A 22,694-nucleotide genomic window follows, 5' to 3' on the forward strand; every position below is an offset into this window, starting at 1 on the left:
TTTGCACACTCGTGTCCGTCGGCAATCCAGTAGTAGCCCCCGCTATCACCGGGCCACGCGACTCATGCGCGCTCGATCCCTAATCCGTATCGGCCACAACGAACCCGGCTACCCCGTACGCAACGGGCAGGCTTCGGGCTCTGCTCGCACAGTGTCCGTGGCCCGCGGGACACTTGGCCCATGACTAGCCCAACAGAACTTGAGCGACGCATCCGATTTGGGCTGGGTACGCTCACTGAGACCAACTCACACCATGACTTCGAGACGATCAGCTTAGGACTCGCTAGAAGGCGCATCGCGACCAACCTCATGCCAGCAACCGGGCCCGTTGCGGCCGGCGGTGACCAAGGACGTGACGCGGAAAGTTACTGGACCAACCTCACCAATGAGGAGGGGCTGACGTCGCTCTTCATCGTCGGCGCCACAGACGAGAACGTCGTCCTCGCGTGCACGACGCAGCAAGCTGACGTCACCACCAAGATCCGGTCCGACATCCAGTCGATTTGTGGCCGCGGTGAGATCGTCAACCGCGTCGTGTATTTCACCCTGGCACCGGTCGCCGTCGGGAAGCGCCACGAACTTCAGGAGCAAGCACGCGCTGATCACGACGTCGCGCTCGATATCTGGGACGCCGTCGCGATCTCTAAGGAGCTCGCAGAGCACGACCTATACCACCTCGCCGTCGACTATCTCCACCTGCCAGCGGAGCTTGCCCCCGAACGGCCAGCATCCGCCACGCCGCGACCCGAATGGTATGAGAACGACTTGACTCGATGGCTAGCCAGGACGCTCCCCGCATCCAGCCTGGGAGACCTCATCGATCTGCGTGACGGACTCCGATCTGCAAGCACAGACCCGGCGCTCATGCCAGATCTGCCCGAGTGGCTCGCTTTCGCAGAAACACTTCTTGAGCATGCCGACAGTGACGAAGTAGCTATCCGCGCGCAGTTCGAGATCGCGTGGGCCACGATGCGGGGCACCAAGACTCTGCGCCCGGCAGACAGACACGTACGAGCATTCTTCTCGCTTGTCCCCGAGACACTCGATGATCCCGGAATTCTTCGCGACGCGACAATGCTGCTGGATCTCGGCTACGGAGCCATGCTCCGGGGCATCACGGACATCTCACGCTCCGAGCTAGAGGCCTGGCACCAGACCCTTGTCAAGAGCATCGACGATCAGCTCGCTGCCGACCCCTACCCGAACATGCGGGCACTCCTGCTGTCGCAGGAGGCATACCTAGCGCTGCACCAGAAGTATCCAGCTGACCTGCGTCATGAGGATGGTGAGGTGATTCCGTTCTCCGGAACCAAGGCTGCGCTTCTTGACCGAATCCGATCGGCAGACATGTCCAGCGTCGAACTGATCGACATTGACAAAGGCATGACCGCGCTGCGCGCTCTCGTCGACATCCTCGAAGACACGCCGCTGTTTCCGGTCAGGGACACCGCGGAGATCTTCGGCCTTTACACAACAAAGCTGGCGAAGCACCCCCATTACGAGCACGTGCGTGACGGTCTCGACGCAGCTATCGAACGGGTAGAGGGCGAAGGAGCGCGTGGCGACCGGGCTCTTGATCGCGCCTTACAGTTCCACGGTGAGGGACAGCTCCTCGACGCGCTCCACGAAATTCACGCAGCAAAGATCAACTGGTGGCACGGCGACACAATCGAGGGCGGAATCAACATGCTGCTGCTCGCAGCGAAGATCTACTACCAACTGAACCTCCCGCACGCCGCCAAGCAACACGCGCTCGCCGCCGCTGTCGCAGCCCGTGGCGCGACCGACGCTTCGCTGAACCGGTACACGGCAGACGGGCTACTCATCGCGGCCACCTGCGACCACCACGCTGGCCAGTCTCTGACAGCCACACACACGTTCTATCTAGGTGTGCTCGCCCAACACGCTTACCTCGAAGACCCAATGAGCCTCAGCAGTCATCCAGCGCTGATGAACATGCTGCAAGACCAGTGTCATATCCTCCGCGCTGCCCATACGGTTCGCCCAACCCTCGTGCCGCTGCTCGAGTCAATCCTCGAGCCCTCCGGGCTGATGCCAGTGATCACAGGCATGCTCGACGCTGTCAGCGAACTCCCCACGTCTACGGAGAAGGAAATCGCTGAGATCACCGACAGATCCGGGATGGGCCGGCTCTTCAGCGATGTTGGTCCGGGGCGCAAGTATCACTGGAGCGCGCTCGGATTGACCTGGGCGGTTCGATGCCCGAACGCTCGTGAGGCGGTCCTAGTCACTGAACGTTTCATCGCCGCAGCTCAAGTTGTCCTCGCGGACTTCGCTCGGCACGATCCGCACTTCTTTCGCGGGACTCTGAACATCGAAATCGACGCCGACGCGATCAACGGTCAGGGCGGTGCCGGCACCATCGAACAAACATCAGATGGAGCATGGAAGCTGCACCTCACCCCCGCTGCTGATTGCGACCCCCAAGCAATACACCTCGAGACCGTCGGCGCCGTCATGCACTTCCTCGTCAGCCAATCCCTGCTCTCGCAACAAGACTTCTCATCCCTCATGGAGACCGTTTTCGCTAGCGGCCTTATGCACAAGTCCGCAATCGTCCGCCCCTATGACGAAATAGCCGACTTCCTCACCGCCGAACAGATCCAAGTCTTGTCCGAACGCCCCGAGCTTCCCATTGGCTGGAGCACCCCAGTCGAGCTCGTCAATCCCAGCCCCGAAACGCAATGGCCGAAGAATCTCGCGTCAACTTACGAGAAGAACAACGAAAAGATCCTTGAGAACATCGCCTACCGCTACAAGACACTCCCGGCGGTGATCGGGCCAACACTCGCATCCTTGCTCGCCGACGCGGAGTTCAACCGCACCGCAAGACGCCTCCAGTCGGAAGGGTGGCTCGACTGGCATTTACTGATCGCCATCGCAAACGTCGTCATCAACCACCGCGCGGCATCGCGAGGAATGACTCTGACTCGGCAGATGACGGACGCCCAACGAGAAGCGTTCATCGCCCTGGCATACGCGCCCGCACTCGCCACCGATCCATTGCTTTCACCGGAGATCTTCGATGAAGATACACTCCGACTCCACCTCGCGTCAGCCGCCGGAGCTGGCGTGGCAACCCTTGGCCTAACTATCCATGTGGGCCCAATACCTTCGGACGCACTCTTGGAGTTTCTCGGCGAGCGGTATCGCTACTGGGAGGACGACACCCCACACGATCCGCTCATCGCTGAGTCTGATCCGGATCTCACCTCAGCCAGCCACTGAGTCCGGCCAATCCGGGAATTCGACTCGTGCCGCAGTTAGCACATCAAGAAGCGTCACCACTGACATCAAGATCCCAGATGGCACCGTCCATCCGCGGAGCTTGCACGGAGCCGGCGACAGCGCAGCCCCAATCTAGCCCCCGTCAGCATTGCGTTCGATGGTCCGCGTCAAGTCGCGCAGCCACGCTGCCGCTTCGCTCAATCGCTCCGAAGGTGCGTCGGCCCCCCTCCCATGAATGACTCGATTCCGCAGTTCGCGCATCATGTTCAACTCTGTGTACTGCTCAGGCGTGATCAGTTCTCGCGCAACAAGCTGCCGAAACAGCACTGGCAGCGGTGGCAACCTCGCCTCGTCTGATTGCGCAAGATCCTTGAGCAAGGTCTCTAGCAGCACCCAAGCGGCCACGAACTCGCCCAGAGCCAGCGGCTGCGGGGCGTCAGCTTTCAAACTTGCGACCGTAGTGCGTCGACGATTCGACGGATGACGCGAAGTTGACATTGCTCTCAGATACGCGTTGTAGCGCGACTCGTTCCCGGACAGCATGAGATCTGCCAGCTGCGCGGCTACCGGTCGGCGCTCAAAGTCTCGCTCAAGCAAATCGAGATAAGGCTCGACCGAGGAGGCGGTTGCTGAGTGCTGTTCAGCGAGGTAATCGAAGAGCACGTCAACCTGTCCTAGAGTCGCGTCGGTAAGGTCCACGTCCCGAGCCGACAGCCGGGAGCGGAGGAACTCAGCCAGTTCGTAATGGTTCCGGAACGGTGTTTCAGCGACCGTTACCCGCGCGTCGCCGGCCTTCTGAAGCTGCTCAAGGGCGATCTCACCAGCAAGCACGAGTCCATTGAGCTGGTCAAGAAGCGCGTACTCCGATGATGACAGCTCGCCCTCCAGCGGCTTGTACACGAGGTCATGCTCGACCTCGGACCAGGCATGCATGAGCACTGAAGCCACCTGGACCTCGACGAGAGCTGACGCGTAGCGATCTTCTCCTGGGCCTAGACGCGAGTCGGGAATGAGGGCACGGAAATGTCGGGCACCGTAGCCGGAGAACCGCTGCCGGTGAACCGACGTACCGGACGAGGGTGGCTGCTCACCTGTGGCCGTGACGGTCTCAGGCGTGCCCACCCCCGAGCCGACTGACGCACCATCGGGCGGAAAGCGCTTGTCCTGCTGCACATCGAGTGTTGCTCTGATGACTCGTTCCGCCTCGTCCATCTGGCCGGGGAAGTAGAGCGCCACCCGAACGCCAGCAAGATCAGCAATGTCTCTTCGGATCTGAGCAACGGATGTGTACGGCTTCTTACGACTACGCGCGTGCAGCTTGTCGGCCAGACGGTCAACAGACTTGGCCCGACTCGTAACTATGGCGCGCAATCCCGAGCTCGCGAGCGCGGACTCCAACAGGCCACGAGCCATGCGCGCCGACGCATCCCAGAAGTCGAACTGCCGCTCATACTCGCTTACGAAGTCGTCGATAACGCCCACGCCTGCCCCTTTTCGTGCCGCCTCCTTTGGCGAAGTATACGGTCAGTGAAGCAAACGCCGCGTCGACCTTGATCACACGGATGCTGCACGCCGTTCTAGCGGATAGCCTAAGTCCCCAAGCACACACAGCCTGGCCACCAGGGCTAGATGTACCGTATGGTAGCTGTCACAATCCCAACTACGTTTTGGTCGAGAATTACGTGCCTGACCCCAAATTTCACGGCCTCCGCGCGGGTCCCGAGGCCCGTGACCTGCGTCCATTAGACCGCTGACCGATCGAAGCAGGTGAGCCGCGGCCTCGGACGCATCAGTGACCCGCGATAGGTTTCTCGGAGTCAGAAGTCGAGATCGTACCCGCGCACGACGGCAGCAATTTCGGCCTCCAGCAGCGGCCCCTCAGTGCGCGGCGGGACGGAAAGCAGCGGAACTCCTTCGGGCCTGATCTCGGCGAGCACCGCGGCGGAGAGAGCGAACACGACATGTGGGATGCGGGCTCTCCCGATGGCGTCCGTGCACATGGCGCACAGTTCGCAACTGGTGTACATCGTGATGCCTGCGCACTGCTCACGAGTGAGGTTCTGCGCGGCCCACCGTGCGAGCTTCAACTCGAGATGGGCGGTGATGTCATCATCCGTGTGCGTAGTGTCGTCTCTTCCGCGATGATGCCGGCGCTGTCGGCGAGCAACGACCCGTACGGCGGGTTGCCCGACTGCTGCGCGGTGAGGGCGAGCTCGATCGCACGGCGAAGCAGTGCTTCTTTCGCAAGACCGGTGGTCATAGGAACAGCGTCCCTTCAGCAGCGATAACGCCAGATCCCGACAGTTCGACAACATCCCCCGCGACGTGCAGGTCCAGCAGGCTCCGGCGGCCGATCGCCGTGCCCTGTTCGATGCGGATGTTCGTCTTCGATCCGACGTGCCCGCCGCGCACCAGCAACGCGGCGAGCGGTCCAGCCGCCGTTCCCGTGGCCGGGTCCTCCGCAATGCCGACGGTGGGGTTGAAGAACCGCGCATACGCATCCGGCGCATCGCTGTCCACATCGTGCATCAGCGCGTAGATGTAACACCCTTCGGTGCCGACCGATGCCAAGAATCGCTTCAGGACAGTGGGCTCGGGCACTGCCCGGTCCACGGTCACGACAGAGTCAACCGCCACCAAGAGATGCTCCGCTCCTGTGCTGACGACCTGCGTGGGAACATCACGGCGCACCGTACCCGACCCGAGGCCCAGTGCCCGTTCCAGATCTTCGCGTGCGTCCGTTGTAGCGAGAAAGCGCGGTGCAGACTGGCGCATCGTCACGCGAAGCCCGCCCTCTGTCGACCGTGCGATTCGGACAGAGAGGCGATGGCCTGGACGTACTGCGCGGGTTCGGCCTCGATGAACTCGCGCGTGAGCGCGCTGAAATCCCAGGTAGGCGCGGTCGCTTCGACGGGCACAGCGTCGCGCCTCACTTTCTTCTACTCTGCAATAGCCTTTCGAACTCGCTTGATCAAGCCTGCGCTCCGATCAGTCCCCGCACCTCGAAGAGCAGGATGTCATTAACGTTCGCCGACTCCATCGCCTCGAGTAGACCTAGGCGAAGCTCGATCGTGTTCGCAGCAGTATCCGCTCCAACGAACTCCCGATAGGATTCTGCGATGAGGTGTGCGAGCTCAAAAGACATACCATTGCGCAGAAGCGCAATCACGTAGCGATCTGCGGTGCCGTACTTCAGCTTGAGGTAGAAATTCTCCTCGACCAGGTCCATCGAGAACAGTATCTCCAGGTATTTCATGAGGTTATAGTCGAGAAAGTCGAGTTCGGCCTTGATCCGCACGATCGCGAGGTTAACGAGCGCGCCGCGCGATTTCATTGAACGGTTCACGTAGGAACTCGTGTGTTCTGTCGCGAAGCGCTTGACCTCACCCCACTTCGACCCTACCCAGATCAGATCGTCCTGCTGACGGCTCCAGTGCGTCAGATAGCGCCCAATCATGAGCTTCAGAGGATCGCCTTCTGCTCGCCAGCCGAGGAACATGGCATAGAAGTTGCGCGCTCCCTGCTGGTCTCGAAATCGTTCGAGGTCATCTGTGGGACGGCCAAGCTCGACACCCGTAAGGAAAATATCGACGATCAATGCAACCAGGTCGTCGGTCGTGGAGGCTGCACTGCCGGCGCGATCCGCCACCCGATCCTGCATCAGGAGCTCATAGCGGAACACATCGAAGTCATGGACGCCGTGCTGGAAACAGAGACGGCCGAGCTCGGTCTGCGCAGTCCGGGCCCCCTCAAGGCCGGACGCACCCGGCTCAATGTTCTCCAGCCGTTCGAGTGCTTCGATGCGCGGCTGATCGACCGGACCAGACTCAAGAAGTGGATTCTCCACCGGATCAGACGCCGACTTCGAAGGGTCAGCTCGGTCCTCGAGCCAGCTCAACGGGTTCCAGCGCTTCGGCGCGTAGGAACTCTTGAGGACGTATATCTTCGGAAGCAGTAGCTCGAGTTTTGGCGTGTCCCGCAAGAAGATTTGGCTGAACCGGGCCACGCGACCAACAAGATTCCTAAAGGACGATCGCGCTAGGTAGCCACGTCCCCGATCGGGTGACAACAAGACCATCGTGTCCGCAGGCGTGTTCACACCCTCCAGCAAGGTTGACGTCGTCACGAGGAAGCGATTCTCCGAAGACTGATCTTCCCGGAAGAGGTTCTCGACATACTGTCGCAGCACCTCGGGAATCTGTCCGTGGTGGAAGAGGACACCGCTCCGGATTACGTCGACGAGGAGGTAGTCCTCGTCTACGAGGTCGCTGATCGCCTCGATGGCCTTGGCAGCTGCAGGAGTGATCGTGTCGCTCGCGAAACTCACCTTGCTTGCGATACGGCGCGCCAAGTCCTGAGCATCGCGAGGCCTGTTCAGGTACACAATAGTGCGGGGACCGGCGAAGGCGATTACCGCGTCGGCATCATCCTCCGGAACCGTCTGCGACGACTCGAACGGACGAGCCAAGAACTGGTCGAAAACGAACAGGGGTTCTCCGGGTGCACCCACGAAGAATTGCTCGACTTTGACCTGTTCGTTTACCGTGCGAGCACGCACCAGCTCATCCGCACCATTGACGTGTCGGAGCGCTTCAGGGTTCTCGAGGAACGGCGTGTAATAGGCGACCTGCATGTCGCCCTTACGGGCACGCGCCATGAGAATCACCTGAGAAAGCTCAAGCGCACGAGGGTCGTCTGACAGAACATTCTGCGCCTCATCAATGAGCAGTTGATCGATCTTGAGTCCTCGATTATCGACAAAAAGCTTGTGCAGCCGCTCCTGCGTGAGGATGGCAACGAACGATGACTCGCCGTTGTACGCCTCGGGATGAGAAATAACGCGCGCCGAGACGTCGCGTTGGCGCATGAGATGGACCAGTTCGGATTTTGTCTGCGCGATTAGCGCTTTTGATGGCACCACTATGCAGACCGCACCAGGGAGGGAGGCAAGGGCGCGATCGGTCATCATCTCGGACTTGCCGTATGAGGTTGGCGCGATGATAGCGGCGTGCGAAGCGACCTTGTTAAACGCGCGAAGCGCCAATTGTTCGCGGGTACGAGTGATTCCGTCCGATGTGAAGTTCTTGCTGTGAGCGACGCCGAGCATACGGTGGAACGAGTTATCTTCGAGCACTTCGGGGTGTGCTGCGTGGATCGCGACGATGACGGGCATCAGTTCACGGTGATCCGCGATGTCCAGCAGCGGCTCGAAGTCCGCGGTGTCAAGCGAGTACTGCAGCGCGATGCGGTAGCCAAGTCGCTCGACGGTCGCGTCGCCTTGACGAAGGAAGATCACGGCATACGAAAGCAACTCCTGGTACTGGTCGTCCGAGATCGTCTGTCCGAGGCTCATGCTCGTGTAGAGCTCAAGAAAGCGCGACTCTTCGAGGTTCGCCTGATTTCGGAGTTTCCGATACGTAATGTCCACGGCCATCAGTCCGGCGCTCCGACCAAGGCACGCAGGACTTCGATTAGGTCCTCGAGGTCCGACTGCTGGATGAGCAGCAACCGAAGATCTGCAAAGCGACCGCGCCCCTTAACACTTTCGATCAGCGCCGTGCCAGTCTCTGAGTCGATCTCGTCGAGTAGGAAGTCTCGCACTACGACCCCGCACAGGAGCGCGCGCACCTTCGCGGTTCCGCCTCCGCGGACGGCCTTGAAATCCGCACGAAGGAGCTTCTTGACGCTCGATGCGTTGGCGCTCTGCAACGTCGCGTCTGCGTCGAGGAGCGCTGCATCCCAGCGCTTCTTGCGAACGTCAGACGTGAACATCTCGTGCAAGCTACGCTCGGCAACGCCGATGAGGTCGCGCACCTTGCTGTCTGCTGTCTGAGTGTCAGACACCTTCCCCGCCTTGACCTCGCCGTACCAGAGGCCCCCATCGTGGTCATCGTAGAAGGTGAGGTCGAATCCCTTCTTGATCGCGCGCTCCTCTTTGTTGAGGTAAAGCGCAGCAGACACAAGCTTTTCGTGAGCGTGAGGGACGAGAAGGTGCACTATCAACTCCCCGGCAATGCCGAGCTTAGTGTTCTCGCTCTTCGTGTCGTATAGCTCGAAGAACTCGTCGATTGTCAGGTCGAGCGAGTAGTAGTCGGGATCTTCAGCCGCCTTCACACGCCCATAGCAGTACTCGACAAGCCTCATTTTAAGCGTGTCTTCGATCTCCTGGGTCACTTCTTCGAGCACCAGGATGCTCGCGTCGTCGACGGCGATGACTCTCACTCCGTCCATGCGATTCCCTGAGTCGGAACGCTTCTCCCCAAGCGGTTCATGGCCGATGCAATCTCCTTGCAGATGATAATGTCGGGCTACTGATCCCACAGTATCGGTCCGCTACGCCTTTGCAGCCGAGGACGCCTCGCTTGATACCTCACGCCGCAGTCTGCCCCAGTAGGCGGGCTTGCTCAATCTGACGCGAATCACCGCCTTCGGAATTGTGGTCGCTTCGAGGTAAAGTCCAAGGTTGCGATCGACCTTGACAGGCGTCGGCTGGGCCCAGCATTCGTGTTGCGCTCTGGCGCTGAGACGAGCATCAGCGTCAGCTCCCCAACAATCGAATGCGGGCAGTTACGCACCATCTCCCGTTGCAGTTCCGCAATCGCATCGCCGTCCGCGACCGACACCGGCACCGGCGCCGGCGCCGGCGCCGGCGCCGAAGAAAGTAGCTCCCATCGGTCGTTAGCGAGCTTTCCGCGCCTGGAACATCGGGCGGAAGTGGTACATGATCCGTTACGACCGGCGCATAGGAGGCGCGCTGCTGCTCGATCGAGCGCTGCATACCTCCCAGCGCGGCTGCGACCACCCACGTCGAGCAGCGGTTCCATCTTCCAGGGGTAAGCGAATAGGTACGTAACTCCCCACCAGCGGGAGCGGTACAACGGCCGGAAATGCCTGTGAGAGGGCCGAGTGATGGGTTATCGATGACCGCACCACATCCACCTACAGAAAAAGTCCCGGAAACCCTTGAGTTTCCGGGACTTCTCGGTCGGGCTGACAGGATTTGAACCTGCGACCCCTTGACCCCCAGGTAGACGGTTCGACCCGAATCCTTGATTTTCCGGGCCTCTCTGCCCTTCCGAGGGCCTCATTTCACTTCATGGATTGCATGGTTTGCATGCATCAGGTCCCGGCCAGGTCCCGGCGCTTGATATCGAGTTGAGTCACCATCCGAGATACCCGGGTGCGCGAAAAGGGGACGACCTGTCGAGAAGGTACGAGACGGCGTGTGCCGCCCTGGTCAACATTTCATCGACACAACCAGCTTTCGCACGCGAAACCTTTCCGAGCGCCAGCGAAAGCGCGCAACCGCTGCCACCGGCTCCGAAGTCGTCATACGTTGGGCATCGTTTCGTCAGCAATGACGGGCGACTTGCGCAGGATATTCTCGAGTTCCTCGCGAATCTCTTCCGCTACGTCTGCCAGAGCAAGCATGGCATCGACGTCGATTGCTTCGAGTTCTCCGGTCGGAGTGAAGCTGAGGTATCTGGCATACGTCCCGGTGAGGTCGAGTGCGACGCCACGGGAGAAGCCGACTTCCTGCAGGTTGATGACGCGTGGATCACTCGATCCGTACTCGACGAGCTTTGCCACGTTGATACCGGCGCTGTCTGTGCCCATCGCTTGCACGGCGAGGTCGTAGTAGTTCTCGAGGTAGCTGATGATCTTGAAGCGGAGCCCGGTTTCGAGGTCCCGCATGGTCTTTTCGATGATGAGGTTGATGTGCTTTGGGTCGCGAGCATTGAAGCGCTCGACTACCAGCGAAGGGTCTCGTGACCAGTCGCGGTAGGTGATCGTGCCTTGCTCGGCGTGGTACGCGATCGTGCGACTAAGCACAAGAACGAGCGGGTCGCCCTTCACCCAGTACGACATCAACATCGCCCAGTACCTCAGGCGTGCACTGTACCCAGGCTCTGTGGCAGGCACGAGCCGGTCGTCGTTGCCGCCCGACTCCTCGACGATCCAGTTGTACGAGGTGCCGAGGCGGATCAGCACCTGCTCGAACAGCGTGTAATCGAGATCAACCGTGTCGCTGGATACCAATGCACCGGCTCGACCTTCGATGAGATCGTCCCACACCGCGTTCTGATACTTCGGTTGGATGCCAGGTGCGCGGCGCAGCACCTCCTCCGACCCCGTAAACGACGCGACGGCGCGGTCGAGCAGCTTGGCACCGTCTTTCACCTTTTCCAGGAACAGGGCGCGCAATGGTGTCTGCTGCCTGCCCAGAACGTGAAGCATCAGAATCGACGTGTACTGCTCGACAGTGCGCTTGGCATCGTTGGACGGGTTACTCGGGATGGGATCGCCGCGCAGCACATGTCCGATATCGGTGAAGTCCTTGCGCTTGTTGCCAGGATTGACAAGGAAGCTCTCCGCGATGATCGGCTCGCCACGCGGGATCAGCTCGCGTTGCGTTTCGCTCCACCCGTTCGACTCATGGCGTACGCAGATGACGTTGCCGGAGAAGTCGTATGTGAGTCGCCCGGCACGGCCGGCGAGGTTCTCGAAATCGATCTTTCCGAAGCCGGCCGGGCCGTGCTTGTCATTGAGCACGAAGATGTTCTTGGCCGGGAGATTGACGCCCTCTAGAAGGGTGGATGTGCAGACGACGTATTGCAGCTGCGACTTCGGATCGGAGAAACAGGCCTCGACCTTCTCGCGTACCTCTTGAGGCATCTTTCCGTGGTGGAACGCGACTCCGTGCTCGAGGGTCTTGACGAGGAAGTAGTCTTTGTGGATGTGCTCCTTCACGAACTTGATCAGTTCGGTGATGTTGGGGTCCGTGACCTTCGGCAGCGTCTTAGCCAGTTCCAGTGCGAACTCGGCAGACTTCGCCGAGCTGTTGATGTAAACGATTGACTTCCGCTGACCGCTCAGAGAGGTCACCAGGTCGATCGGGGTGCGGGCATCGGGTGCCGCCTGCAGCTTCCCTTCCCCGCCGCCGGCTGCGGATAGGAAGTACTGCGCGCGGTCGACCAAGTCCACGAAGTAACGCTGCTGGGCGACGGTGCGTTCGCGCACTGCGAGCGCACCGTTGGTCGCCTTCCCGAACAGTTCAAGAAACAACTCTGGGTTCTCAATGCTCGGGGATGCGAAGATCAGCTTGGTTGCGAATCGGCGGGTCGTCTCCACGATGGCGTGGTAGTAGATCGACGAGCGTGCGTCCTTCTTAGAGATGACCTTCTGGGCTTCGTCCACGATCAGGTAGTCGATATCGCGTACGGCGTTTGACAGGTAGCGGAGCAACCGTTCGGGGGTGAGGACGAAGACGGTGCGAGGGTAGGTACGGCGCAGGAATAGCGGGAGCGTCGGGAAGGTCGCGATGTTCACCTCCGGGACGTCCTTCAGCAACTCCCGAAGGTCAGCGGCGGTTTGCCCGATGAGCGCCTTGGTCGGGACGAGCACAACGATACAGTGCTGGTCCAGATCGGAACGGCAGACGATGTCGTAAATCGCGTCCTTCAGAATGAACGACTTGCCGAGAGAGGTTGGGCCGGAGAAGCTGAAGAAGTCCTCCCCGCGCATGCGCTCAGCGATTTGGAACTGGGTGTCCGTGAGCGTCGCGGTGCCGTGCTTGGTGGCCTGCATCACCTCCTTGGCGGCGCGCAGTATGCCCCGTGAAACCGGCAGTACGTAGGTCGAGTCCGTTGCGTTGGACAGCGTTCGAAGGCCAGGAAAGTTGCCAAGTTCGATCAGCACTGCTGTCGCGACCGCTGCGGCGCGGGTGCTCACCTGATCCGAGAGCCCGACGAGCTCCTCGTATTCCCGTAGCAATGCAATGCTGGTGTACGCGCTCTCGCGGTAGCTGGGCTGCGTCGAGTGCGACATGATGTCAGCGAATCGAAGCAGGCGAGTCACCTGCTCATCGGTGAGCTCAGAGGATGTGCCTCCAGTGAGGAAGGCTTCCGAGACGGCGGTCTCGATGGCGGCGAGGTCCTGTTGGTAGTCCTGCCGGGCGACAATCATGTCCGACAGCGCGTCGGCTGCGATTTGACCAGGCATCTACTTCTTTGCCTCGTGGTTTCCGAGCTGCGCTGCCAGGTCAAATCGGATCTTTTCAATGCCGTGAGCCTTGTCTCCATCGCCTCGCTTTGCGAACGGGACGGCATACATGTGGATCGGGTACACCCCGAGTCCGCGATCCGTGATCTCTTGCTTGATGAGGTCGTGTTGTGCGACGATCGCGTCGGTCGCCCGCTTGCGGAGCTCGTTCTCGATTGCGTCCAACTCCATGTCCTCCACCTTCAGGTCGCTCACGTCGACCTCGTAGCCCACGAAAATGCCGAAGGCGTTGTGCTTCTTGATCTCGTCGTCGCCACCTCCCGACGACGGGAGCAAGATTGCTGACAGCAGCGCCAGCTTCTCCTCGTCAAGCTCCTCCTTGAGCAGCTCGGACTGCACCAACCAGGTATCGAAGTCGAACCCGTCCTCGTGTACCTTGCCGACGGAGGTGAAGGCGGCTTTGATCCCGCGCTTCGCGCTCGACCCGACCGTACCGGCATCCCCGTACATTTTGGATTCCCCGAAGATCAGCTGATAGCTGTTTTCCCCAGTTCGCAGAAGATGCACGCCGTCCGACCCGTGAACGTAGTGTTCGCTGCTGGTCTTGACCTCCATCTTCGAGAGGATCTTCGGCGCGCCCAGGTGCCCCTCGAGTAGGGAGTACAGGATCACCTCTCCGCCCTCGCCCGCCTTGTCGTCGGGCGTGCGGAACTGCGACTGCACCTTCGTCGCCACCTCCATCATCCGCCCCGGATCCTCCAGCGCCTTCTGATAGTTCAGGCGCGAAAGCACATATGCGACGCTGTTGTTCTTCAATACCCGGTACAGCGCGGCGAGATCGAAGTCGCCGTTCTGTACCCGCAGCACATGTAGGTGCAGGTTGGTCTTCGTCTGCAGCGCGACCGTCACTGGCTCGTAGAAGACGGCGTTGAACTGCTCTCGGTTCGAGGCCAGCAACGACAGCGGCAGTATCGGTTCCGGTGTCCCCGTCATTGGCAACTCCCCACTTCAGCAAGAACCACGTCAGCTCCAACAATGGCGGATTCCCCAGCAGAAGGCACCGCGACGCGTCGACAACAACTCACATGCCCCGTGCGCCCCGACGAGGCGTAGCCGTGGGACATGGTTACGGCGGCACAGCCACGGTGAGTTGCAACATGCGCGACCCCTGCTAGCCCAGGCTTTCGTCTGCGAGGACGAACGGGATCACCTTCCGGTTGAGGAGCACAGCGATCTTGGCGCGTTGCGGCCGGGTGATCTCGTCCTTCTTGCGCTTGTTGAACATGTCGAGCATGAATTCGTACCCGCCATCGGCGTCCCACCGGTCGGGGGTGAAGGCACCTTGATCGTTGAGGTACTCGATCATCGCTCGGGAGAAGTAGTCGCTGGTGAGCGTGATGGGCGTGTTATTGAGGATGGCGGCGCGCAGGCGGAATAGGTCGCTGTAAAGGGTGACCTGGCGGTTGAGGTCGGTGCGGCCGAACTTCTGTACACAGGTGCTACCGATCGGGTACAACCTGGCGCCGTTGTGCTTGTTCGTGATGGTGAACAGCAGCACCAGCTCCTGCTGACCGCAGGCACATTCCCCGCTCCCGGTGGGGTCTTCTTCGAGTTCGGTGACGTCCCACTCCAAGACTGCTGCGGCCCACGCGTTCGCAACGGACGCAGCGATCACGGCACTTGTCAATCGATGGAAACTCTCGGTCGTCATGGTCCCCTCCGTTCTGCACTGTATAGGGCGGGAATCGGAAACGTCGATGCTCGGTTGATCGTGTCGTGCCGACCGGATCAGTTCGCCTCCGGCGAGTGAGGCACGCGCGAGGCCGCGATCGCGTACAGCTCCGCTGACAACCCAGAGCCGGATAAGAACTCGCTATCTCCGATGCCAGACTCCGTGAGCACCTCGCGCGCCCGGGGAAGCATCGATGGCATCTCTAGAGTCGAGATACGACCCGGCTCCGCACGGCGCCAGCCATTCTGCGACATGCGAACCATGGCGTTCCGATAGGACACATCGCCCATGACGCCGAGCGCTCGTGCTCTGAACAGAAGCGCGGCAAGGCTGACGCCCCAATGCTCTTTGAGATCAGCGAGTTGGTTCCACGCGCGACCCGCCGTTGAGCCCGGCAGGAACGGCGCGATCTGCTCCGCTGGCATCAGGAACTCCGATGCGAATCGGTTCGCTTGTTCTTCCGCAGTCTTCCCGCCGGGCTCGGCATCCTGATGCATGACGAGGTGGCCGAGCTCATGGGCGACATCGAAGCGCTGCCGGTAGTAGTCGTCCTTTACTGGGTTCAGGACGATGATCGGTCGCGCCCCAGTGTGGAGGGAGTACGCATCAATCGCGGCAACTCCGGGCTCGCTGAACACGACAACAACGCCCGCTCTCTCAGCGAGCCGAATGACGTGTTGCACCGGCCCGGGAGCGACGCCGAAGAAGTGGCGCGCCTGCTGAGCGGCTTCTTCGGGTGTCAATGATCGCTCGTCAGCATCGACTGGAAGATCGGGAAGGAGGGAGTCAGGGAACTCGACGGCGTTCTCAAGCATCCCGGCGATCTCAGCAACGAACCGACCATAGGCTTCCGCTTCATCCTGGGCGATCTGCGGTGTCGACCGTAGCGATCGGAAGTGCGGCCTATTCACTCGTGGAGGCGGACCACCACTGAAGAATTGAGGCTCGACGCGCAGCGCAAGCGCCAACTTCGCGACGGTTGCGCGATTCGGTTGCTTCGTCCCGCTCTCCCACGCGGTGACTGAGGCCGGCGACATCTCTATGGCAGCTGCGAGGTGCGACTTCTTCAAACCCGCGAGTTGGCGCGCCATCGTGAGGCGTTCGCCGTTGAAGAACGAGGCGGCGGCGGCGAGCGTCTGTGATGGTCGACGCCCGTCAACCATTCGCGGCGCCTGCCTCTTCAGCCTGACGACGCCCCTTGATGCGGACAGTGACGTCATCGACCTCGGTCGAAGCTGCATCGCCAGGAAGTAAGGGAGGAACAGCAAGTCCGCTGCCTCCAATCGGCGTACCGCCGAACAGGATGCGTTTCTTCCAATGCCAGCAGGAGTCTTCCTTGTGCTGGGGGTTCTTGCTCTGGCCGACGTACAGCTCGTACTGCTTGGTGACTGGGTTGAATGCGTGCGCCGCGATCAGGGTGATCCCTTCGAACTCATCGTCATCGGGGATGCCCTGGACCGACTCCAGATCGAAGTCTTCGTCGGTGAACAAGGCCTCTGCAGCGACATACTGCTGCGTGGCCACCTTGCGCTTCGCGTCGCTGCGCTGACCCCAGTGGATCTGGTCAACTTTGCCGAACGAATAGGACTGGAGCAGGATTCGGTAGCCCTCTGCCACCCAACCGGGAGACCGCTTGTAGTCCCGCCGCATGATCGCGTTATCTTCGACAAGAGGCATGGATTTGAAGGCGTCCGGGGAGATGCCGCGCTTCACGGCGTCCGCGCCGAGCCCATGGAGACCCTCACCGACCTTGAATCGACCGTTAGCGGTCGCACGGTCGAGGAGGTCGCGCAGATGAGTGAAGTTCAGGATGCCAATGACCATCTGATCGTGACCAGCGTCCTCGTCGTAGAGCTGATCTGTCGCAGCAAACGCCACCGGCGCCGCCCAGATCAGCAAGTCGAGTGTCTGGGAGGTGCGGAGGGCCTTGAGGGCTTCGTCTTCTGCGGTCACACTCAGAACCTAGCGCATACTCAGTACTTAGCGCACATATTTTTACTTTTGGCATGTCGTGGTTGCTTTGGTTTCACTCAGGGCGTGATCGCTGGTCGGTGCCATCGAGTTCTTCGAAGCCCGCGAGTGAGACCGCGCCGAACTGAGCCGCACGGAGCTCCTCCTCCGCAGATTTCGCTGATGTCGACACCTGATCCGCGTAGGGGTCGGGCACCAGACCATCAATGAGCCCCCCGGCGAGTACACGATCGAGCGCATCTGCCTGACTCGGCTCAAGGTCGACCAGGAGGCCGATCACATTCAGCAGGTCGATGAGATCCGCCGTGTACTCGGGGAGCCAGGTGTTTGGTTTGAAGCCATCGAGTTTCGATTCGCGTCGGTTCTGCATAGGCGGCTTCGCGCGATCCGACTTGCGGCTGGAGAACCATCTGTCGATGATCCGTGTGCCATCAATCTCGAAATCGCGGATGGCTGGCGTCACGTTTCCGATCCCGCCCTTACCCACGTACAGGATTTCTGAGGCGGCGTCATACGTGAGCTCGTTGGGAAAATCCTCCGCAGCCGACGGCATCGGCGCGGCCGCTAGTGTGTGTGGCGCACGATCCGCGGGCAGTCGCGGGGAACCTCCGCTTGAGGTCGCGTAATCACTCTTCGACCCGCGTGTTCCGTAGGTATGGAGGAATGACACCTGTCGCCCAAGCGTCGCCACCTCGTTGAACAAATCGACGTCGACCGTGAACGGCACGCGCACTCCGGGTCGTGACAACTGCGCCTTGAAACGGCTGACGTAGCCCGAATGACTGACAATCCCCACTGCGTAGAAGAACACGTCATCGGGGTCAATTGCCTTCCCAAATGCCGACTCGAGCGCAGAGAGCAACTTGGAACGAATGTTGCTCGTCTCAGCGTTCGGGAACCGAAGTGGGTAAACACGCCCGCCGCGGTTTCCGTAATGATCCATATCCGGCGGCGAGGCCGCTAGCGAAACCGCGGGGCCGCCGTGGGGAGCTTCAACGCGCGGCGCCGTCATGTAAACCTGCGAGCGGCCTGCAGCAGCCCACAGTGAAGGATTAGGCCGGTTGATCAGACGCTTGTCTGGAATTACCCACTGCCGATCAAGTGATCGAAAACTGTAACGGACTGGCGCCTCGAGCGAATCGGACTCGCTAATTGACTCCTGACGGTCTGCGTAGCCGGGCAGCCCGCCGACATTTCGCTTGTCGACCCGCCGGTCTGTCGGATGCTCGAGGAACAGTCCTCGCTGCACGTCAAGATTCTCGGCGGCCAGCAGGTGTTTGACTCGCGCGGTGAGCGTCTCAGCGTCTGGAGCCACCGGCCAAGTGCGGCCGATCATCACGCCAGATCCGTCATACGTGAACAAGTCACCCATCGCAGGATAGGTCGACCAGTCTGACGTGTCGAGCGCGACGTAGGGAGCGCGTGGGTGATCCGAGGCAGCCGTCCACCCGCCGTCGTCGAGCCGCACGTCGAGGAGCTCAGCAAACTTCTGCTTCCGTGATCCTGCTGCAAGCGAGCGCGTGAGTACTCGTGCGACGCCGGGCGCAGCATCTGGGCGACGGACCGCCATGACAATGCACACAGCGTGCTGAACCTGCTGGAAGATCCGCGTTGAAACTGCTGCCTGATGGCCTTCCGGAGAGCACTCGATCACATAGATATCGGTCGCTTGCTCCCGGAGCCTGGCGCGCATCTGCTGGAAACCGTCGCCATCGAGCCATCCGGCAGCAGTGATGAAGCTGATGATCCCCGGCTTCTCACGCGGCACGGAATCAAACACCTTCCAGGCCGCCCAACGCCAGAAGAAGACGTAGAGGTTCCGAAGGTTCTTGACGTGCGGCCCCACGCCCCATGACTTCGGCGGAGTGTAGTCGAGAAGCGGCGCCGCGCCACTAACCCCGCCGGTCTCGATCCACCCGCCGAGCCCTGCTGCCTTCTCCTTGTAGGGCGGATTCCCGAGGACGACCATGATCTGTTCGTCGCGCTTGATCTTGTCCGCTGCGCGCCGCGATGCTGCGATCGGCTCATAGAACTGCCCGAGCTGTCCGAAGAGCTCGCTCTCTTGATACGGATTCGACAAAGTGTCGGCGACGTAAGTGCGCAGGTCGCCCGTCGAAGCAGTGCTGCCCAACGATTCAAGCTCGGCGAGTAGCCGAAGCTGCGCAACGGCGAACGGCCCCAACTGAATCTCAAATCCGATGACCCGAGAGAGCAACGCAGTAACCGCCGGCCCTCGTCCCCCAGTGCCGTAGTCTGCGGCATAGCGTTCAGCGACGACGCGGAGCACCTCGAGGAGGTAAGTACCAGTCCCCATGGCAGGGTCAATCAAGCGGACAGCCGGTTCGGCCAAGCCACCCCCGAGCTCCACGAGGTCACGCAGCGCCTCGTCGGCCAGGTTGGTCATCGCGCGCACGACTTCTGGCGGGGTGTAGTACGAGCCGGTCTTTTTCCGAAGGTCCGGATCATACTCGGCGAGGAAGTGTTCGTAGAAGTACAACCACGCATCGGTATTGCCACGCTCAAGCAATTGCCACTTCACGGCCGAGAACACGCGCTTCATCGTGTCGATCGCGCCGATGAGGCTTGACGTCTTCTCAGCAGCATCGCCAAGAATCAGAAGCGCTCGACCGATCAACGAGTTGGAATCACCCAGCTTCTTGGCGACCTGATCGGTTGACTGTTCAAGCGAGATTCCCTTCGCCTGGGCTATGAGGAGGCCGAAGGTGACCGCTTGCGCGTAGCCGTCTGCAAACTGATTGTCGGTCGCATCCGGGAAGAGGAGATGACGCCAATCCTTCGCGGTCTTCTTGAGCGTGGCGTCACCACCGGTCAGCTCGAACTCGACATCCTCACGAAGAAACCGGCACAGCCTCGCAGAGGCAGACGCGAGCTCCGAGGCCGACTTCGGCGCGATCGGCGCCCACGAAAAGAACTTATACAGCAGCGACTCGAGCCCCACCGGAGCCGTAAGCGAGGCCCCGGCCGTCTCGACGTCGTCGTCGAGCGTCAGAACCGAGTCAATCCGCTCGCCGTTTTGCCACAGGCTCCATTGCTGCCCGTCCGTGTAGAGCACGTTGGGGAGCAATCTAAGTCGCTCGAACTGATCGACGTCGTGCTTCGCCTTGAACCGCCGAGGATCCGCTCCTTTGCCCAGCGCCTTCACCTCGACGAACCCGACAAGAAGACCAGCCAGGTCGACCGCGAAATCGGGCCTCGAAGCTACCTCCGGCATCTTCACTTCACCGACGACAGCGACACCTCCAAACCCGAGAGCCGCCGCGCTGGCAGTGAGGAAGGCTTCGATCGGCGGCCGGAGCTGCTCCTCAGGCTCGCCGGAAACCGCATGCACGGCAAGCTTCGCCTTGAGCCCAGCGCCTAACGCCGATACCGATTCCCGGAATGTCGACACAACTGTAAACGTACCGGCTGGTCCCGGCCGTGGCCCTCGAGGCCGCGCCCGGGCGTGTCCCCCGGACGGGTCGATGTCGGATCCCCTCGGTAGAATTGAGGCGACAACAAGTAGTGCTCGGCGAACAACACGCCGCGACGCCCCTCCGCTAGGGCAGCTCCCGCTAATGCAGGGCGACGTCCCGGTCATGTCATACCGGGCGTGGCTGCGATGGAGCTCGCACGAGACCAGCGCGATGACGAGCTCCACACCGAGTGCTGCATGGCGCGGTAGCGGCGGATCTGATGCGAATAGCCGACAGGATGATCTGGTAACTATGAAGCGAAGAATCGCGGTACTCCTCGGCGCGGGCGCGTCATTCGACGCGGGCATTCCGCTGACAGCCGACCTCACCGAGCAGGTTCTGGCATCGGTCAACCGGCCGTCAGGGGCCCGCGAGCCTTGGGTCAAGGCACTCAACTTCGCCCATGCAGCAATGTTCAGCTACGCAGCCAGGGACGGCAGCAACCCCATCGGAACGGTCAACATCGAGCGGCTGATCTCCGCGTTGCGTCTTCTTCGCGGACGGGAAGGCCATGAGGCGGCGCCATTTGTCAGTTCCTGGCGCGACCCGGTGCTTCCGGAGGGCAGGGTCTACGCGGACAAGTGGAACTCCGAGCGGTTTGTCCGGAACCTCTCACAGGCCTTGGGCCTTAACGGGAGCGACCGCGGCGGACTTGCGGCAGCTAGCAAAAAGTCCGCGATCGAGAACATCGGATACTTCGTCGCGGAGTTCGCCGACGGCGCCAAGAAACCCGTGCGCCGCAGCGACTATCACGATGCCGACCAGCAGGTACTGCGATTGCTCGGCACGCTGCTTCGGGTGCGAGAGCCCGTCGACTACCTATACCCGCTGGTTGACCTCGCGCTGACGCAGCAGGACGGCCTCGACGTAGTAACGCTGAACTATGACCTCGCCATCGAGCAGGCCGCCGGCGAGCGATCGGTGCCGATAGATCGAGGAGTGGGTGATTGGCCTCGTGAGCGGATCGGGTTCGACGCTTCGGCGCAGGCACTCCGCCTGCACAAGATCCACGGTTCTCTCGACTGGGAGCTGGAGACGCACAGCCCGTCGTTGACGCAGCTCAAGGTTTCTGACCGAGCAGTTGAGCAGCCCTGGATTGTGGTCGGTGACAGGGAGAAGCTCGCCACCGACGGCCCGACCCTCGAACTGCTTCACGCCGCAGAGGAAGCGATCGAGCGCGCGGACCACCTCGTGATCGTCGGCTACCGGTTCGCGGACGCGCACGTAAACCACGTCATCCGCAACTGGATGCTCCGGTCAGCGGACCGGACCATCGGCGTCATCGAGCCGTTCTGGTCGTATCCGCAATCCGGGTCCTTCTTCGCCCAGCTGATCAACGAGTACGGCGGATCATGGCGATACGACCTTACCGACCACGCTCAGCGGGTCTTCGGATACCAGGGCGGCGCAAAAGCCCAGCTCCCACACGCCCTTTCGGCGGAGCCGCCCGTGGCGGACACCATCGTGGTCACGAACGTAGGTGCGACGGTTTCTGACAACGGGGCGATCTTGGTCAGTATCAAGCACGGCGGCCGGCCGCTGTCCTACGTGGGGTTCCGCTCCAATGCCGGCCGCGTGACTCCCGAGTTCGAAGACGGGGACGGGTCCCGCGTTACGTCGTACGACGGCATCCCGTCAAGAGTGAACTCGTGGCCTGCCGGCGAAATGATCTCGCTCCGAATCTGGCCAACTCAACGACCCGAGACGCTCACGCTCGAGATCGAGGGCCACACGCTGACCTCCGAGCTTCAGACCAAGGTGGACGTCCCGATAATGACGTCTGCAACCGGAGAGAATTGAGGCGAATGGCGCTGGCTTTCGGCCCCTTCCTGGTTCGACGCGAGGATCGGCCCCTCGACAACGCGCTTGATGCGCCATTCGGTCGCGCGAAGACGAGTGCACCGAATTGCAGGACACCCGCCCCAACGCAGTGGCGTTCGCCTTCAATCCCCTCTCGCGAGACCTTGTTCTTCCGCTGGGTGCCCTCCACCGTCGCCACCCGATGACAGAGGTCGGGCACTCGTCACCCAACTCGCCCATTGGCCGTACGATCATCCGCACCTGATCTTGGCCTCGAAGCCAGAGAGGCCGCCGCTCGAGCGCCGACCGGGAGAAGAGTGCGCAGCACATCCTCCGCCTTACCGGTTCCCCCGGAACCCCCAACGGCATCCAACTCGCTTTGCGCTCGAGCGACGAAGCGGATGCCGCTGCCTACGTCAACCCTCGCGAGCTCGCCACTCCTTGGTGCGATAAACAGGACTCTGCAC

Annotated in this window: 14 protein-coding genes; 2 read left to right on the forward strand and 12 right to left on the reverse strand. The window is 61.2% G+C overall.

Annotated features, from left to right (window positions below):
• Positions 1–180: 180 nt before the first annotated feature.
• Positions 181–3,249 (forward strand): hypothetical protein, encoded by a 3,069-nt coding sequence (locus ABTV68_RS13440; protein ID WP_433674213.1) that lies wholly within the window; start codon positions 181–183, stop codon positions 3,247–3,249.
• Between the two features lie 132 nt (positions 3,250–3,381).
• Here the strand turns inward: ABTV68_RS13440 and ABTV68_RS13445 are convergent, their stop codons facing one another.
• The 12 genes from ABTV68_RS13445 to ABTV68_RS13500 form a co-directional block, all read right to left on the reverse strand.
• Positions 3,382–4,731 (reverse strand): hypothetical protein, encoded by a 1,350-nt coding sequence (locus tag ABTV68_RS13445; protein WP_433674215.1) that lies wholly within the window; start codon positions 4,729–4,731, stop codon positions 3,382–3,384.
• A gap of 335 nt (positions 4,732–5,066) precedes the next feature.
• The gene (locus tag ABTV68_RS13450) at positions 5,067–5,564 is read right to left on the reverse strand and encodes a deaminase (protein ID WP_433674216.1); all 498 of its coding nucleotides are present in this window, start codon (positions 5,562–5,564) and stop codon (positions 5,067–5,069) included.
• A complete protein-coding gene (locus tag ABTV68_RS13455; protein ID WP_433677613.1) occupies positions 5,506–6,024 on the reverse strand; it encodes a PhzF family phenazine biosynthesis protein in 519 nt (172 codons plus the stop codon). Before ABTV68_RS13455 ends, ABTV68_RS13450 begins: the two co-directional genes overlap by 59 nt.
• A gap of 2 nt (positions 6,025–6,026) precedes the next feature.
• On the reverse strand, positions 6,027–6,167 hold the full coding sequence (locus ABTV68_RS13460) for a hypothetical protein (protein WP_433674217.1): 141 nt from the start codon (positions 6,165–6,167) through the stop codon (positions 6,027–6,029).
• 53 nt (positions 6,168–6,220) lie between these two features.
• Complete coding sequence (locus ABTV68_RS13465; RefSeq protein ID WP_433674218.1) at positions 6,221–8,683, reverse strand: DEAD/DEAH box helicase; 2,463 nt, start codon at positions 8,681–8,683, stop codon at positions 6,221–6,223.
• Positions 8,683–9,471, reverse strand: coding sequence for a Hachiman antiphage defense system protein HamA (locus tag ABTV68_RS13470; RefSeq protein WP_433674219.1), 789 nt, complete (start codon positions 9,469–9,471; stop codon positions 8,683–8,685). Before ABTV68_RS13470 ends, ABTV68_RS13465 begins: the two co-directional genes overlap by 1 nt.
• A gap of 1,107 nt (positions 9,472–10,578) precedes the next feature.
• Positions 10,579–13,251 (reverse strand): DEAD/DEAH box helicase, encoded by a 2,673-nt coding sequence (locus ABTV68_RS13475; protein ID WP_433674220.1) that lies wholly within the window; start codon positions 13,249–13,251, stop codon positions 10,579–10,581.
• Entirely contained in the window at positions 13,252–14,244 is a 993-nt protein-coding gene (locus ABTV68_RS13480) for a HamA C-terminal domain-containing protein (RefSeq protein ID WP_433674221.1), read from the reverse strand.
• Positions 14,245–14,422: 178 nt separating this feature from the next.
• Positions 14,423–14,962 (reverse strand): hypothetical protein, encoded by a 540-nt coding sequence (locus tag ABTV68_RS13485; RefSeq protein ID WP_433674222.1) that lies wholly within the window; start codon positions 14,960–14,962, stop codon positions 14,423–14,425.
• A gap of 77 nt (positions 14,963–15,039) precedes the next feature.
• The gene (locus ABTV68_RS13490; RefSeq protein WP_433674223.1) at positions 15,040–16,146 is read right to left on the reverse strand and encodes an XRE family transcriptional regulator; all 1,107 of its coding nucleotides are present in this window, start codon (positions 16,144–16,146) and stop codon (positions 15,040–15,042) included.
• Positions 16,139–16,936 carry a hypothetical protein gene (locus ABTV68_RS13495; protein WP_433674224.1) on the reverse strand — a complete coding sequence of 266 codons (798 nt, stop codon included), beginning with the start codon at positions 16,934–16,936 and terminating at the stop codon, positions 16,139–16,141. The genes ABTV68_RS13490 and ABTV68_RS13495 overlap by 8 nt, the downstream gene beginning before the upstream one ends.
• 73 nt (positions 16,937–17,009) lie before the next feature.
• Entirely contained in the window at positions 17,010–20,363 is a 3,354-nt protein-coding gene (locus ABTV68_RS13500; RefSeq protein ID WP_433674225.1) for a type ISP restriction/modification enzyme, read from the reverse strand.
• Positions 20,364–20,679: 316 nt separating this feature from the next.
• On the opposite strand from ABTV68_RS13500, the gene ABTV68_RS13505 reads away from it, so the two are divergent.
• Entirely contained in the window at positions 20,680–22,227 is a 1,548-nt protein-coding gene (locus ABTV68_RS13505) for an SIR2 family protein (protein WP_433674226.1), read from the forward strand.
• Positions 22,228–22,694: the final 467 nt, after the last annotated feature.

The sequence above is a fragment of the Microbacterium gorillae genome (genome assembly GCF_050990725.1).
GTDB lineage: Bacteria > Actinomycetota > Actinomycetes > Actinomycetales > Microbacteriaceae > Microbacterium > Microbacterium gorillae_A.